We start from the raw sequence: 13,678 nt of genomic DNA, 5'->3' as shown, positions 1-13,678 counted from the left end.
GCTACCGCCGCTCCAGCAGCGGTTCGGTGGGCACCGGCACCTGCGCGACGATGCCGGCGAGCAACGATTCGGTACGGCGCCGGTCCGCGCCCAGCATGTCCTTCAGCACGATGCGATGGCTCAGCACCGCCGGGACGAGCGCCTTCACGTCGTCGGGGGATACGTAGTCCCGTCCCCGGAGCAGCGCTCTCGCCTGCGAAGCCTTGACGAGCTGGAGGCTGCCGCGCGGACTGACGCCGTTCGCGATCTCTTCGTGCGCGCGGGTCGCCTCGACGATCGACAGGATATATTGGAGCACGTCCGCATGGCAGGACACATTCGGCACGGCCGCCTGCAGCCTGGCGATATCCTCCTGTCCGATGACCGGCGCGAGGTCGGGCAGCGGATCGCGAACCATGAAGCGCCGCAGAATCTCCGTCTCTTCGTCCCGGGAAGGGTAACCCATCGAGATGCGCATCATGAAGCGGTCCAACTGGGCTTCCGGCAGCGGGAACGTGCCGTGGTTCTCGATCGGATTCTGGGTGGCGACGACGATGAAGGGCTTCTGCAGCGGGTGGGTGTCCCCGTCGATCGTCACCTGCCGCTCCTCCATGCTCTCCAGCAGGCTCGACTGCGTGCGCGGCGTCGCCCGGTTGAGCTCGTCGGCCAGCAGAATGTTCGTGAATACCGGACCGCGGCGCAGCTCGAAGCGGCCGGCTTGTTGGTTGTAGAAGTTAATGCCCGAGATATCGGACGGGAGCAGGTCTGCCGTGAACTGCACGCGCTTGAAGTCGCACTGCAGCGACTTCGCGAGCGACTTGGCGAGCAGCGTCTTGCCGGTCCCCGGCACGTCTTCGAGAATGAGATGTCCCGAGGCGAGGAGCGCCACCAGCACATGCTCCACGACTTCCTCTTTGCCGACGACGACTTGCGCGATCTGATCCTTAATCGCTTGGAGACGCGCGCTGATTTCCTGGACTTGAACCATCTGATCAACCTCCATGGGAAAAAGCAATAGATGAAGCGAGAAGATAATAGCGCTTTCATGCGGGAGAGCGGACAAACCTGGCCAGGCATTCCGCCAACAGGCGCTCTCTGGTTCCCTCTATTTTACAAGCTGCCGGCGAACATGGCAAAGGGACCGCTCAGCGCGCAAGCTCCGGCTTGCGCGTTGAGCGGTCCTCCATCCCGGCTCATGCTATTTGGTGGCGCCCATCCGCTCGGCCTGGTTCTCCTGCGCCTTGCCTCGCAGCAGTTCGGAGACCGTCACGAAGCGGTAGCCGTCCTTGGCGAGCTTCGGCAAAATCTGGCGCAGCGCGGCGATCGTCTGGGTCGGGCCGTGGACGTAGTCATGGAACAGGATAATATCGCCGTTGCGGACGTCGCCCAGCGCGCCGCGGACGATATGGCCCACGCCCGGCCGCGACCAGTCGTCGGTCGGATGGTGCCAGGACCACAGCACCGTCTTCAGGCCCTGCTGCTTGCTGATCTCGAGGACGCGCGAATCGAAGAAGCCTTCCGGCGGACGGAACAGGACGGGACGAACGCCCGCGGCCGAGGTCAGAATCTCCTGCGTGTCTTCGATCTCTTTGCGGATCTGTTTCGTACTGCAGCGGACCAGTACCGGGTGCGTGAAGGTATGGTTGGCGATCTCATGGCCTTCCAGCGCCTCCCGCTTCACGATCTCGGGATGCTCGCGCGCTTTGCGGCCCATGATGAAGAACGTCGCCTTGGCGTCGTACTCCCGCAGCAGGTCGAGAATCTGGGGCGTATCCTTGGGGTCCGGGCCGTCGTCGAAGGTGAGCGCGATCGCTTTTTCCCCGACGGGCACTTCCCAGATCACTTCGCCCGTGGATTCGTAATACGCGCGAGGCTTCGGCCCCGCATGCGCCTCGTCGGAGGAGGCGGCCGTCAGCAGGATCGCGGCCAACCCGCAAGCGATCGTCGCCGCCTTGCCCCGTTTCGCCCAATGGCCTCGTCGGGTGTTCATCTTGTCCTCTCCTTCCAAGTCCGAACGGACACCGCCTCCCTCTCCCCGGCAGGCGACCGCGTTCTTGATGGCAGCCGATTCGGAGGGTGCTGACGCGCTTCCCGAACCGCTATAGAAAAGGAGTTCCGCGCGCGGAACTCCTCCTGTCGTCCGTTCGGCTTAGAAGCCTTTGTATTGCGGCTCCTCGTTCTCCAACTGCGAGATGCGCGTCGACACTTGGTCCACGATCTGCTGCGTTTGGGTCGCCGCGTTCGTGAACAGCGTCTTCGCTTCCTGGTTCTGCGTGTTCAGCGCGAATTGCTCCAGGCTGGCTTGCGCGCTTTTCAGCGAAGCGACGCAGGTTTTGACTTGAGACGATACGGTCACTCGAATCCCTCTTTTCAGATGATTTGCTCCCGGGAGAGCCATCTGTACTTTCCCCCAAGGCGGCCGATTTCAAATTGTAAACATTTGGGTGTTGTAAAACGCCGCTTTGGAGGAATCCTCTGGAGAGATTGGAAAAGGAGGTCCGTAAGGCGTGGCCAACCAGAAAAAGAAAAAACTCACTCCGACACAGCAAGAATATCAGCAGCTCGCCCTGCATCGTCAACCGTCCAGACCCTGGGGGAGAAACGCTTTGCGCGCCTTCATGATCGGGGGCCTGATCTGCTTGATCGGCGAAGGGATCCAGCAAGCGTTCGTTCATTGGGGGGGGATGAGCGAGAAAGAAGCGGGGTCGCCCACCGTCACCTTGCTCATCCTGGCGTCGGTCTTCCTCACCTCGATCGGCGTCTACGACAAGCTCGGCCAATGGGCCGGAGCGGGATCGGCGGTCCCCGTCACGGGCTTCGCCAATTCGATGGCGTCGGCGGCGATCGAGCACCGCAGCGAAGGACTCGTGCTGGGCTCGGGCGCCCAGATGTTCAAACTGGCGGGCTCCGTCATCGTTTTCGGCACGGTGGCGGCCTTCTTGATCTCCCTCATTCACTTTATCTTCGAATACGGAGGCTGAATCGCGCTCATGCTAAAAGGCCATCAGAGTTGGGTATTCCGCGACAAGCCCGTCATCGCGTCTACGGCGACCGTCGTCGGTCCGTTCGAGGGACGAGGGCCGCTGGCGAACGACTTCGACATCGTTCACGAGGATTCTTTTGTCGGACAGGATAGCTGGGAGAAGGCCGAGAAAACCTATCTGGAGGAAGCCGCCGCGATCGCCATCGAACGCGCCAAGCTGACGAAGGAGCAGGTTCACTTCTACATTGGAGGCGACCTGTTGAATCAGATCACGAGCACCAGCTATGCCGCCAGGACGCTCACCATTCCGTACCTCGGCGTGTTCGGCGCCTGCTCCACCTCGATGGAGAGCCTCGCCTTGGCTTCCTATCTGGTAAGCTCGGGCGGCGCGCAGCATGTGCTGGCCGGCACCTGCAGCCACAACTCCAGCGCGGAGAAACAGTTCCGCTATCCGACCGAGTACGGCTCGCAGAAGCCGCCGTACGCGCAATATACCGTGACGGGAGCCGGCGCCGCCTTGGTGAGCCGGCAAGGCGACGGACCGGTCGTCGCCGCCGCCACGATCGGCAGAGTCGTCGACATGGGCATCAAGGATCCGTTCAATATGGGCGCCGCGATGGCGCCAGCCGCCGTGGACACGATCACCGCCCACTTCCGCGACCTGCAGGTAGGGCCCGACCACTACGACATGATCGTCACTGGCGACCTATCCAAGGTCGGCCACGAGATCGCGGGCGATCTGTTCGAGAAGCACCGGATTCCGATGCACAAGACCCGTTTCCGCGACTGCGGGATGATGATCTACGACTATGACAAGCAGATGGTCCAAGCCGGCGGCAGCGGCTGCGCGTGCTCCGCTGTCGTCACGTACGGCCACCTGATGAAGAAGCTTCGCTCCGGCGAGCTGCGGCGGATCCTCGTCGTCGCGACGGGCGCGCTCATGTCCCCGATATCCATGCAGCAGGGCGAATCGATCCCCGGCATCGCCCATGCCGTCGCCATCGAATCCCCGGCAGCAGCAAGCGCGAAGGAGTGATGATCGACATGCCGGAATGGTCCGTTATTATCTTCCGCTCCCTGGGAGCGCTGTTCATCCTGTTCGTTCTGACCCGCATCCTGGGCAAGAAGCAGATCTCCCAGCTGTCTTTCTTCGAATACGTGCTCGGCATCACGCTGGGCGAGCTCGCCGGGTTCATCTCGACCGACCTCGAAGGCCATTACTTTTACGGCGTGCTCGCCATCTTTGTCTGGTTCTTCGTCCCGTTCCTCCTCGAATTCGCGATGCTGAAGAGCAAGAAGCTCCGGCATCTGTTCGAAGGCAAGGGCCGCGTCGTGATGAAGGAGGGCAAAGTGCTGGAGGATAACCTAAAGAAGGAGCGGCTGACCGCAGACGAACTGCTGGAGCAGCTGCGCGGCAAGAACGTGTTCAATCTGGCCGACGTCGAATTCGCGATCATGGAGACGACCGGGGAGCTGAGCGTGCTGCTCAAAAAAGAGAAGCAGCCGCTCACGCCTAGCGATATGGGGATGAAAAAAGTGAACGAAGTCGAGCCGCAAACGGTGATCATAGACGGCAAGATTCAGCTCGAACCGCTCGCGACGATCGGTCTGAGCCCCGGCTGGCTGCAGACGGAGCTGGAGAAGATCGGCGTCAGCCTGGACAATGTGTTCTTGGGTCAGGTGGACGCTTATCAGCAGCTGTACGTCGATCTGTTCGACGACAACTTGAAAGTGCCGGCTCCGCAGGGCAAGGCGCTGCTGCTCGCCACGCTGAAGAAGACGCAGGCCGATCTCGAGCTGTTCGCCGTCGCAACCCGCAGCCCCGACGCCAAAGCCATGTACGAGCGCAATTCGGTCGCGCTGAATCAATTGATCGATTCGCTGAAGCCGATGCTGCAGAACTAGCCTACGACGGCGGGGCCGTCTCCGTGAAGTGAATCTCCCGGAGACGGCCCCGCCGTCATTGGCTTCGGTCCCGAGTGCCGCCGATGCCTCTCCTCTTCATGCGGCTAATAGATCCGATGGATGATGTCCTCGAAGTCCGGCTCCTCTACGCGGACGTCGTCGACTTCGCCCCATTGGCTGAGCTGGCGGAGCACGTCCATGACGCCGGTCTCGCTGCGGTTGCAGCCGACCGCCACCTCCCGCTCTCTCCGCTCGACGATGCGGAAGCCGCCGTCCGGGACGTCCGCGCCCCCGCCGGCTTCGGCGCCGGCCGGGATCCGGTAGTCGCCCCGGTAGGCGACGCGGATGACCGTCGGCAGGCCGATCCGCTCGCGAAGCTGACCGATCTCCCCGTCATAGATCCGCTCGCCTCGGCTGATCACGATCACCCGCTGGCAGAGCTGCTCGATGTCGTCCATGTCGTGCGTGGTGAGCAGAATCGTCTTGCCGTACGCCTCGTTCAACAGCTTGAGGTGCGTCCGGATCTGCCGCTTCGCCGTCACGTCCATTCCGATCGTCGGTTCGTCGAGCACGAGCATCTCGGGATCGTGCAGCAGCGCGGCGGCGAGATCGCCGCGCATTCGTTGGCCGAGGGACAGCTTGCGGACCGGCGTGTCCCAGAACTCGCGCAGCCGCAGCACCTCCTCCAGCCGGACCAGCTGCCGCTCCTTCTCCGCCGGACTTAGGCGGAACATCGCCGCGAGAATATCGAAGCTGTCTTTCAGCGGAAGGTCCCACCACAGCTGCGTGCGCTGGCCGAATACGACGCCGATCTTCCGCACGACCTTGCGGCGGTCGCGCTGCGGACTGTGCCCCGCTACGCGGACCTCCCCCGCGCTGGGGTGCAGGATGCCGCAGAGCATCTTGATCGTGGTGGATTTGCCCGCCCCGTTCGGGCCGATGAAGCCGACGAATTCGCCGGGCGCGACCCGAAAGTCCAACGCCTTCACCGCCGTTACCGCCCGCTTCTCCCGCGAGAACAGCGTGCGCACCGCCTTGAAGCGGCCCGCGCGGGGAACCGATGTCACAAATGTCTTCTCCAGCCCAATCGCTTCCAGCATATACATTCCGTTCACTCTCCTTTATGAAGCTCCCGTTGAATGGCGATTCGGCGGCGTTCTCGTTGGCATTCGAACGCCGCCTTGCGCTACCCTTGATTCACGTTCCGGTGCTCTGATATTTCGTCACGCCGATCTTCCAGACGCCGAGCGCGATCAGGAGGGCTGCCGCCGCTACGGCTGCGGTCGCCGCCAGCGTCCAGACCCCCCACTCTCCCCGGACGATGAACATCGCCGGCACGTAGTTGATGAAGCCGAAGGGGATGACCGCCAGCAGCAGCGTCCGCAGCCACTCGGGGAACAGACTGAGCGGCAGCTGGCATGCGGTCGTCGTCGCATTGTCGGTGAGCACCGACAGATCCTCGGTCCGCGTGATCCAGAAGCCGCAGGCAGCCGTGGCCAGTCCCACCGCGAACATGATGACCGTCCCGGTGCAGATGATGAGCAGCGTCTCCGGCACGATCCACCAGCTCGCGTCGCCATGTACGAGGAGGCGGGCGACGCACGCGCCGAGCACCGTGAGGCTCTGCAGCAGCTCGCCGCCGACCATGCGGGTCCGCGAAGTGAGGACGGCCAGCAGCAGCGGCATCGGCCGCAGCAGCAGCTGATCCAGCGTGCCGTTCACGAGATACGGCTCGAAGTTGTTGATCGCCGAGCCGAACGCCCGGTACAGGAACTTCGCCGTCATCAGCACCCCGTAGAGATAGCCGATCTCCCACACGCTCCAGCCCTGAATGGCGCCGAATACGCTGAGCAGGACCACGAGGCCCAGAAATTCCGATACCGTCACGAGCGCGGCGAGCAGCGTCGAGAGGATGAAGTTCAGACGGTACTGCATGCCCGCCCTGACATTGATCTTGTAGAGCATCACCGATATCCCGAGCCAGTTCATCCGCCTTGCACCTCCACCTTGCGCCGGACCGCCGCCGAAGCCGCGATGCAGAGCAGCGTGAGCAGCAGGCACCAGACGAGCGGCACGAGCAGCGACGACGGTCCCGCCTTGCCCAGGTAAATCTGCGTGGGCACGTAGTTGAAAATCGGGTACGGCGACACCCTGGCGATCGTCTGCAGCCAGCCCGGCATCCAATCCAGCGGCATAAGAAAGCCGGACAGCGTAAAGTTGACCGAGTAGTTGAGCAGGCTGAACCAGCGGCTCTCGACGGTCCACAGCGCCGTTACGCCGATGGCGTAGCCGATACACAAGGCTGTGTAGGCGCCCATCGCGAGCGCGGCGGCCGTATAGGCCCAGACCGACAGTTCGCGCGGGATCGGCAACCCGAAGCTTACGGCGTAGACCGCATAGAGCGGCAGGGCGGTGAACAGCGCGTTGTACGCGATCGAGCCGGCCTCCCGGCTCGCGGCGAATACGAACAGATGCAGCGGCCGGACCAGGTCGAGGGCGATCTGCCCGGTCCTCACCCGCTCCTCCAACCCGAGTCCGTGGCTGGTGAAGGTCACCCACAGGATGACCTGATTGAACGCGATGTAGCTGACCATCCCGACCGTCCCATAGCTGCCGAGCTCGCGTTCCGCGCCGATGCCTTGCCAGATCGAGACGTAGATCAGCCCGAAGATGATGCTGGCGACCGTCCGCACCGCGTGGGACGCGCTGTATTGCAGACGGCTCTCATACATGCTGCGGGCTAACACCCATATAACCATCGTAGACCCCTTTCTCCAACGCCATTGGCACCCCCGTTGGAAGGGCAAAAAAAATCATAACAAAAATGACAAAAAAGACTAGACTATTCTTTTTCTCCGTGTTATTCTAATATTATAGAAGACGAGGACGACATATCTTTATCCGCTAGTCAAGCGACTAGCCCCTTGCTTAAGATCTATCAAAAATCCGCATACGGCGGCTTTTTTTATTTTCTGGGACTTTTTTCCTTCGGCGTTTCTATATACAATAGAAGGGGCGAACCGATGATGAGGCCCGCAACTTCCCGCGGCACTCCCGCCGGGAAGGCTCGTCGTCGCTCGAATTCTTGAAGCCAATCATAATCGGCCCCTAAAGGAGCAACGATTCATGGAACCGTATCACGATGAACCTTCCTCATCCAAAAATGCGTTCTCGCCGATGTATCCGCCGCCTCCGCCCCCGCCGGCGAGGACGAACGGCAAATCGATCGCGGCGTTGGTGCTGGGCATCCTCTCGATCCCGGTCCCCTACCTCGGATTCATCATCGGCATCCTCGCGATCGTCTTCGCGGCGCTGTCGCTCAAAGAAATCAAACGCACCGGGGAGCTAGGGCGCGGCATGGCGATCGCCGGACTCGTGTGCGGCATTGTCGGCACGGCGCTCTATACGATCGTCTTCATCCTGATCGTTCTTGCCGTCGCCATTTTCAGCAACTCGACCGACTTCAACGTAGACACATTTACGAGTCTGAACGCGTAAGACGCATCGCTGCGGCCGGATCGGCTCTTCGTCGCGGCGATGACAGGGTGCGGAGTTCCTCTCCCGCACAGCCCTAATGGAGAGCGTGCTGCCGCGCTAAGGCTGCGCTAGCGAGAATCCCTTGGAGGACCTTATGGATACGATGGTATTGCGGGTCGCCCGCAACCTGAAGAGAATCCGCAAATCGCGGAACTACAGCCTGGACAAGCTGTCGGAGCTGACCGGCGTCAGCAAGACGATGCTGGCGCAGATCGAACGGGCGGACTCCAATCCGACGATCACGGTCTTGTGGAAAATCGCGAGCGGCTTGCGCATCTCCGTCTCCGATCTGATCGAAGAAGAGCGTCCCGCGGTGACCTTGGTCAGGGCGGCGGATACCGAAGCCATCTCCGCGGCGGACGGCCGCTATTTGTCCTATCCTCTGTTCCCCTACGGCGACAATTCCCGATTCGAGATCTATCGGGTCGTCATGCTTCCCGGCTGCGTCTATGAGGCGGAACCGCACCATGAAGGCGTGGAGGAGTTCGTCACCGTCACCCGGGGGACGCTGCGGATGAAGATCGGAGAAGCGTGGTACGCCGCCGCCGTTGGGGAAGCCATCCGCTTCGAGGCCGATCAGCCCCATGCCTACCTCAATGAATCGGACGAGGCGACGGAGCTTCAGAGCGTCATCTTGTATCCCTTCTGAACGCCGCTCCCGCATACTCGGACATCCCCTCGCAACCTTCTTGCCGGAAGGTTGTTTTTTGTTGTTTACAAAATCGATTCGCCTAATATAATATTACATAAGCATTGTTCTATATATTGCACATTTGTGCGTTATATTGATTATCCTGATCCGAAGGAGAATGACGGATGAAGCCGACCATGATCGGACTGGTGAAGGCGGAAAGGAAGGCGGGCGCGGTCCTGATGGAGCTTCCCGTGCCCGAGATCGGACCCGACGAGGTCCGCATCCGAGTCAAGGCGAGCTCGATCTGCGGCACGGATATGCACATCTATCACTGGGACCAGTGGGCTGAGGAGAACGTCGTGACGCCGAACGTGTTCGGCCACGAGTTCGCGGGGATCGTAGACGGCGTCGGCAGCGCCGTCGCCGGCATCCGCCCCGGCGATTCCGTGTCCGCCGAAGGCCATATCGTCTGCGGCGTCTGCAGGCAGTGCCGCTCCGGGAACGCGCACGTCTGTCCGCACACGCGCAGCTTCGGCATCTCGGCGCCGGGATGCTTCGCGGACTATGCCGTGACCAAGGCGGTCAATGTCGTTCCGAACGACCCCGCCCTCCCGTTCGAGCTGGCATGTCTGCAGGATCCGCTCGGCAATGCCGTGCACGCCGTACTCTCCGGCGATATCGTCGGACGGTCCGTCGCCGTCGTGGGCTGCGGTCCGATCGGGCTGATGGCGATCCAGGTCGCCAAGGCCGCGGGGGCGGGACGCATCATCGCGGTCGATCTGCACGATTACCGCCTCGATATGGCCGGACGGCTCGGGGCCGATCATGTCGTCAAGCCGACGGGGGACGCGCGCTTGTCCAGGACGCTGCGCGAATTAACCGGAGGCGAAGGCGTCGAGGTCGGGCTCGAGATGTCCGGCAGCGCCAGCGCCATCAACGAGCTGCTGGAAGCCGTCGCGAATGGCGGCCGCGTCTCGCTGCTCGGCATTCCTTCCCGGGAAGTGCCCATCGATCTGGCGCGCCACATTATCTTCAAGGGGCTGCAGGTTTACGGGATCACCGGCAGGCGGATGTACCGAACCTGGCACCAGATCAAAGGGCTGCTCGACGCCGGCCGCATCGACTTGAAGCCGTTGGTGGACCGCACGTTCACCTTGGACCGGTACGAGGAAGCGTTCGCGTTGATGGGCTCCGGCCAATGCGCCAAGATCGTATTCATGCATGCATAACGGGACGACGGTTGACGTCCCCGACGAAGGAGAGATGAAGATGAACGGGCTGGACGATCTGAAGCTGGAATTGGAAGAATGGAAGCGGCAGGGCCGCTATCGGCTCCCCGCGGTATGGGAGAGCGGTTCCGGACCGTGGATGGTTCTGAACGGACGCAAGGTGCTGCAGATGGCGTCCAACAACTATCTGGGGCTGACCGATCATCCGCGGTTGAAGCAAGCCGCGATCGCGGCGATCGAACGCTATGGGGTCGGCAGCGGGTCCGTGCGCACCATCGCCGGCACGCTGGACATTCACGAGCAGTTGGAGCTGGAGCTCGCCGACTTCAAAGGGACGGAAGCCGCCCTTGTGTTCCAATCGGGCTTCACGACGAACCAGGGCGTGTTCGGCACGCTGCTGCAGGAGAACGACGTCGTCATCAGCGACGCGCTCAACCATGCCAGCATCATCGACGGGATTCGCCTGACCAAGGCCGCGCGGCGGATCTATCCGCACAAGGAGATGAACGCCCTGGAGGACGCGCTGCGCGGCGCATCCGGTTACAGGAGACGGTTCATCGTGACCGACGGCGTGTTCAGCATGGACGGCGACATCGCGCCGCTGCCCGAGATCGTCGCGCTGGCGGAGCGCTACGACGCGATCGTCTGCGTGGACGACGCGCACGCCAGCGGCGTGCTGGGCCGCTGCGGCAAAGGGACGACCGACCACTTCAGCCTTCATGGACGGGTGCATATCCAGATCGGCACGCTGTCCAAGGCGGTCGGGGTGGTGGGCGGCTACGCGGCGGGCAGCCAGGCGCTGAAGGAGTACCTCATCCACAAGGCGCGCCCGTTCCTGTTCAGCACGTCGCAGACGCCGGCGGTCGCCGCCAGCTGCCTCGAAGCCATTCGCGTGCTGCGCGAGAGCCCGGAGCTGGGCGAACGGATGTGGGCGCAGGCCGACCGCTTCCGCGCCGAGCTGCAGGCGGACGGCTTCGACACCGGCGATAGCGAGACGCCGATCATCCCGATCGTCGTCGGAGACGCGGCCGATACGATGCGGTTCTCGGCCCAGCTGCTCGAGGAAGGCGTATTCGCCCCGGGCATCGTCTACCCCACGGTCGCGGCGGACAAAGGCCGCGTCCGCCTGATCGTCACCGCCGCCCATAGCGACGAGGACCTCGCCTTCGCGCGCGCGGCGCTGCGCGAGGTCGGTCGCGCGTTCGGCCTCATTTGATTGTCCTGCTCCGCCGTCCCTGACTGTTATCGCTCCGCGCAAACAGCAGCCCATCGCTGTCGGCTCGACAGGATGGGCTGCTGTGCATGATCAGCATGATCTAAGCGAATCTTATGAATCGAAGCGGCTATGAGACCAGCTCGTCCGGGTCTTGTCATGATGATAGCCCGACTTGGAAACGGAATGCGACTTTCCATGCTTGCTCGACCTAGGCTTTGATTGCGTTCCCTTATCGGATTGCGATGCATTGTCGGACTGCAATCCGTTGTCCGACTGCGTTCCATTATCCGACTGCGTCCCTTTAGCCGACTGCGTTCCATAATCCGGTTGCAGCTGCTTTTGAGCGCTCGTATCCGACGCAGGCTGGCTGGCCGCCTCGCCTCCGCCCGGAATGACGCGCCGCGCGGACACGAAGGTCTTGTCCCACGTGCTGCCCGAGAAGGTGGAGATCGTCACGCCGATCCCGACCCGGTAGGTGTGCAGCAGCTGATTGCCGCCCATATAGATGCTGACGTGGTTAATCTTGCCGTCCCGGTTCGTGTCAGTGAAGATCAAATCGCCCGGCTGCAGCTGATCTCTGGAGACAGGCGTGCCGACTTGGGATTGCTGCCTGGACGATCGTGGGAGTTTAATCCCGACTTTGCCATATACATATTGGGTAAAAGAAGAACAATCAAAGGCGGATGTGTCACCCGACCGCGCGCCGAAATGATAAGGGACGCCCAGATATTGCTTGCCTGCGGCGATCACTTGATCCGCCACCGTCGTTGCCGACTGGGTGGCCGTGGCCGCATGCGCGGACGGAGTGGCGGCGATCACGCTGCCGCCCATGACGACGGCGAGGCTGAGGCTGACTCCGATGAACGTCTTCTTCAATGGATAACGAGGTATGCGGTTCATAACGTCCTCCTCGGTATGCGTATTCGACAGGAGCGTTTCCCGCCTGCATCTAACATACCACGACTCGGATTTGCACCATTTCCCAATAGGAGCGCAACGCCGTGCCGGACGCGGCATTGTCCCGCATTGTGAGAATTTCATGAGGAATTCTTAATCTTTGGCCTCTTGATTGGAAATGTTTTCTCCCCCGAATCGACCATTTTTCTGGGCATACCGTCATCATTCCGCGCAAACAAACACGCCGCGAGTCCCAAGGGACCCCGGCGCTCTCGTGATTATCGCAGTCGTTCCAGTTGCCGCTATTCCGCGTATGCGACTTCCGTGCCCGCGATAAAGTCGTGGATGGCGCGCTTGTCTTCGCGCAAGCCTACCATAAAGGCGCTCACGATCACCGCGATACCGAACGTGAACCCGTAGATCAATCCGGACACGACCGTCCGCAGCAGCATGGTGCCGATCGTGGGCGGCGAACCGTCCAGCTTCTGTATCCGAATGCTGCATATGCGCTTCCCGACCGTATAACCGTTCCAGAAGATCGGGACGAGCAGGCCGTAGAGGAACGACAAAGCATCCGACAAGCGGTCGGCGTTGCCGCCCAGCAGCAGCATCGACAGCAAATAAATCGGCAAGCCGATGATCAAGGCATCAAGCAAGCTGGCGCCTAAACGGATCCAAAAGCCGGCATTCATCCGGATTCCCCTTTCGTTGCGTCAGATGATCGTTTCATGAAGCCAGTCATTATAGATTGCCTTAAGGAGATGAGGCGTATGCCCATTCAGACCCGCTGGCGACGGGATGACGAGCAGGGGGCTGCAAGCGAGAGCGCCTCAGAACGCAGCGGCAGCTCCCCGGCTCCATCTTTTCATTAGAGGCGTTTGAACACATTCACGATGAACAAGACAACCGAAGCGATGACGAGCAAGCCGCCGACGGCCGCAAACGGAATGCCTAAGCTTTCCTTGTCATTGGCGAACAAGATCATGCTGACGACAAGCACCGGCAGACCGAAGTTGTGCAGCCAAAATTGCGTCTGCGCCAGCGAAGTATTCGCCGCCTCGGGGTAGGCTTTGTAGATGACGCCGATGATCGCCAGCGACGCCCAGCCGAGCAGATTGACGTGCGCATGCGCGGACGTATACTCGAACGCTTGCGCGCTCCCCATGACCAGGCCGGCTACCGTGCCGATGAGCAAGTAAATGACGCTTACTTTGATGTAACGGGCTCCCACCGATTGTCCCCCCTTGGACCGATATTGGTTTTCATGCCATACATTCGCCAAAAAACGCCAAATTCCT

General features: G+C 61.6%; 16 protein-coding genes. 7 read left to right on the top strand and 9 right to left on the bottom strand.

Annotated elements, in window-relative coordinates:
- Position 1: 1 nt before the first annotated feature.
- The 3 genes from H7C19_RS07600 to H7C19_RS07590 form a co-directional block, all read right to left on the bottom strand.
- Entirely contained in the window at positions 2–967 is a 966-nt protein-coding gene (locus H7C19_RS07600) for an AAA family ATPase (protein WP_185141989.1), read from the bottom strand.
- Positions 968–1,177: 210 nt separating this feature from the next.
- Positions 1,178–1,969 (bottom strand): polysaccharide deacetylase family protein, encoded by a 792-nt coding sequence (locus H7C19_RS07595; RefSeq protein ID WP_185141988.1) that lies wholly within the window; start codon positions 1,967–1,969, stop codon positions 1,178–1,180.
- 159 nt (positions 1,970–2,128) lie between these two features.
- Positions 2,129–2,335 carry a DUF1657 domain-containing protein gene (locus H7C19_RS07590; RefSeq protein WP_185141987.1) on the bottom strand — a complete coding sequence of 69 codons (207 nt, stop codon included), beginning with the start codon at positions 2,333–2,335 and terminating at the stop codon, positions 2,129–2,131.
- Positions 2,336–2,486: 151 nt separating this feature from the next.
- Here H7C19_RS07590 and spoVAC point away from each other — a divergent pair, with 151 nt between their 5' ends.
- The 3 genes from spoVAC to H7C19_RS07575 are packed head-to-tail and all read left to right on the top strand — an operon-like array spanning position 2,487 to position 4,867.
- Positions 2,487–2,960 carry a stage V sporulation protein AC gene (gene spoVAC, locus H7C19_RS07585; protein WP_185141986.1) on the top strand — a complete coding sequence of 158 codons (474 nt, stop codon included), beginning with the start codon at positions 2,487–2,489 and terminating at the stop codon, positions 2,958–2,960.
- Positions 2,961–2,969: 9 nt separating this feature from the next.
- Positions 2,970–3,998: a stage V sporulation protein AD gene (gene spoVAD / locus H7C19_RS07580; protein WP_185141985.1), complete on the top strand. Its 1,029-nt coding sequence runs from the start codon at positions 2,970–2,972 to the stop codon at positions 3,996–3,998.
- 8 nt (positions 3,999–4,006) lie between these two features.
- Complete coding sequence (locus H7C19_RS07575; protein WP_185141984.1) at positions 4,007–4,867, top strand: DUF421 domain-containing protein; 861 nt, start codon at positions 4,007–4,009, stop codon at positions 4,865–4,867.
- A gap of 104 nt (positions 4,868–4,971) precedes the next feature.
- Here the strand turns inward: H7C19_RS07575 and H7C19_RS07570 are convergent, their stop codons facing one another.
- The 3 genes from H7C19_RS07570 to H7C19_RS07560 all read right to left on the bottom strand — a co-directional run bounded on the left by H7C19_RS07570 (position 4,972) and on the right by H7C19_RS07560 (position 7,626).
- Positions 4,972–5,967 (bottom strand): ABC transporter ATP-binding protein, encoded by a 996-nt coding sequence (locus tag H7C19_RS07570; protein WP_185142023.1) that lies wholly within the window; start codon positions 5,965–5,967, stop codon positions 4,972–4,974.
- Between the two features lie 97 nt (positions 5,968–6,064).
- Complete coding sequence (locus H7C19_RS07565) at positions 6,065–6,856, bottom strand: ABC-2 family transporter protein (RefSeq protein ID WP_185141983.1); 792 nt, start codon at positions 6,854–6,856, stop codon at positions 6,065–6,067.
- The gene (locus H7C19_RS07560; protein ID WP_185141982.1) at positions 6,853–7,626 is read right to left on the bottom strand and encodes an ABC transporter permease; all 774 of its coding nucleotides are present in this window, start codon (positions 7,624–7,626) and stop codon (positions 6,853–6,855) included. Before H7C19_RS07560 ends, H7C19_RS07565 begins: the two co-directional genes overlap by 4 nt.
- A 367-nt stretch (positions 7,627–7,993) precedes the next feature.
- Between H7C19_RS07560 and H7C19_RS07555 the strand changes: the two genes are divergently transcribed.
- The 4 genes from H7C19_RS07555 (at position 7,994) to H7C19_RS07540 (ending at position 11,483) form a co-directional block, all read left to right on the top strand.
- Positions 7,994–8,365: a DUF4190 domain-containing protein gene (locus tag H7C19_RS07555; protein WP_185141981.1), complete on the top strand. Its 372-nt coding sequence runs from the start codon at positions 7,994–7,996 to the stop codon at positions 8,363–8,365.
- Positions 8,366–8,498: 133 nt separating this feature from the next.
- On the top strand, positions 8,499–9,053 hold the full coding sequence (locus H7C19_RS07550; protein ID WP_185141980.1) for a helix-turn-helix domain-containing protein: 555 nt from the start codon (positions 8,499–8,501) through the stop codon (positions 9,051–9,053).
- Between the two features lie 167 nt (positions 9,054–9,220).
- Positions 9,221–10,267: an L-threonine 3-dehydrogenase gene (gene tdh, locus H7C19_RS07545; RefSeq protein ID WP_185141979.1), complete on the top strand. Its 1,047-nt coding sequence runs from the start codon at positions 9,221–9,223 to the stop codon at positions 10,265–10,267.
- Positions 10,268–10,307: 40 nt separating this feature from the next.
- The gene (locus tag H7C19_RS07540; RefSeq protein ID WP_185141978.1) at positions 10,308–11,483 is read left to right on the top strand and encodes a glycine C-acetyltransferase; all 1,176 of its coding nucleotides are present in this window, start codon (positions 10,308–10,310) and stop codon (positions 11,481–11,483) included.
- Positions 11,484–11,594: 111 nt separating this feature from the next.
- Here the strand turns inward: H7C19_RS07540 and H7C19_RS07535 are convergent, their stop codons facing one another.
- The 3 genes from H7C19_RS07535 to H7C19_RS07525 form a co-directional block, all read right to left on the bottom strand.
- Positions 11,595–12,383 (bottom strand): C40 family peptidase, encoded by a 789-nt coding sequence (locus H7C19_RS07535; RefSeq protein WP_185141977.1) that lies wholly within the window; start codon positions 12,381–12,383, stop codon positions 11,595–11,597.
- A gap of 299 nt (positions 12,384–12,682) precedes the next feature.
- Complete coding sequence (locus H7C19_RS07530; RefSeq protein WP_185141976.1) at positions 12,683–13,072, bottom strand: RDD family protein; 390 nt, start codon at positions 13,070–13,072, stop codon at positions 12,683–12,685.
- A 176-nt stretch (positions 13,073–13,248) separates the two neighbouring features.
- Positions 13,249–13,611 (bottom strand): cytochrome-c oxidase, encoded by a 363-nt coding sequence (locus H7C19_RS07525; RefSeq protein WP_185141975.1) that lies wholly within the window; start codon positions 13,609–13,611, stop codon positions 13,249–13,251.
- Positions 13,612–13,678: the final 67 nt, after the last annotated feature.

This window comes from Cohnella nanjingensis (assembly GCF_014212125.1).
Classification (GTDB): domain Bacteria; phylum Bacillota; class Bacilli; order Paenibacillales; family Paenibacillaceae; genus Cohnella; species Cohnella nanjingensis.
The sequence above is the reverse complement of the archived record's forward strand: the minus strand, read 5'-3'. Positions and strand labels throughout refer to the sequence as shown.

What these genes read in the sequence shown, in the direction of transcription:
- H7C19_RS07600 (WP_185141989.1), bottom strand. Translation starts at nt 967, where the DNA reads ATGGTTCAAGTCCAGGAAATCAGCGCGCGTCTCCAAGCGATTAAGGAT.
- H7C19_RS07595 (WP_185141988.1), bottom strand. Translation starts at nt 1,969, where the DNA reads ATGAACACCCGACGAGGCCATTGGGCGAAACGGGGCAAGGCGGCGACG.
- spoVAD (WP_185141985.1), top strand. Translation starts at nt 2,970, where the DNA reads ATGCTAAAAGGCCATCAGAGTTGGGTATTCCGCGACAAGCCCGTCATC.
- H7C19_RS07575 (WP_185141984.1), top strand. Translation starts at nt 4,007, where the DNA reads ATGCCGGAATGGTCCGTTATTATCTTCCGCTCCCTGGGAGCGCTGTTC.
- H7C19_RS07570 (WP_185142023.1), bottom strand. Translation starts at nt 5,967, where the DNA reads ATGCTGGAAGCGATTGGGCTGGAGAAGACATTTGTGACATCGGTTCCC.
- H7C19_RS07565 (WP_185141983.1), bottom strand. Translation starts at nt 6,856, where the DNA reads ATGAACTGGCTCGGGATATCGGTGATGCTCTACAAGATCAATGTCAGG.
- H7C19_RS07560 (WP_185141982.1), bottom strand. Translation starts at nt 7,626, where the DNA reads ATGGTTATATGGGTGTTAGCCCGCAGCATGTATGAGAGCCGTCTGCAA.
- H7C19_RS07555 (WP_185141981.1), top strand. Translation starts at nt 7,994, where the DNA reads ATGGAACCGTATCACGATGAACCTTCCTCATCCAAAAATGCGTTCTCG.
- H7C19_RS07550 (WP_185141980.1), top strand. Translation starts at nt 8,499, where the DNA reads ATGGATACGATGGTATTGCGGGTCGCCCGCAACCTGAAGAGAATCCGC.
- tdh (WP_185141979.1), top strand. Translation starts at nt 9,221, where the DNA reads ATGAAGCCGACCATGATCGGACTGGTGAAGGCGGAAAGGAAGGCGGGC.
- H7C19_RS07540 (WP_185141978.1), top strand. Translation starts at nt 10,308, where the DNA reads ATGAACGGGCTGGACGATCTGAAGCTGGAATTGGAAGAATGGAAGCGG.
- H7C19_RS07535 (WP_185141977.1), bottom strand. Translation starts at nt 12,383, where the DNA reads ATGAACCGCATACCTCGTTATCCATTGAAGAAGACGTTCATCGGAGTC.
- H7C19_RS07530 (WP_185141976.1), bottom strand. Translation starts at nt 13,072, where the DNA reads ATGAATGCCGGCTTTTGGATCCGTTTAGGCGCCAGCTTGCTTGATGCC.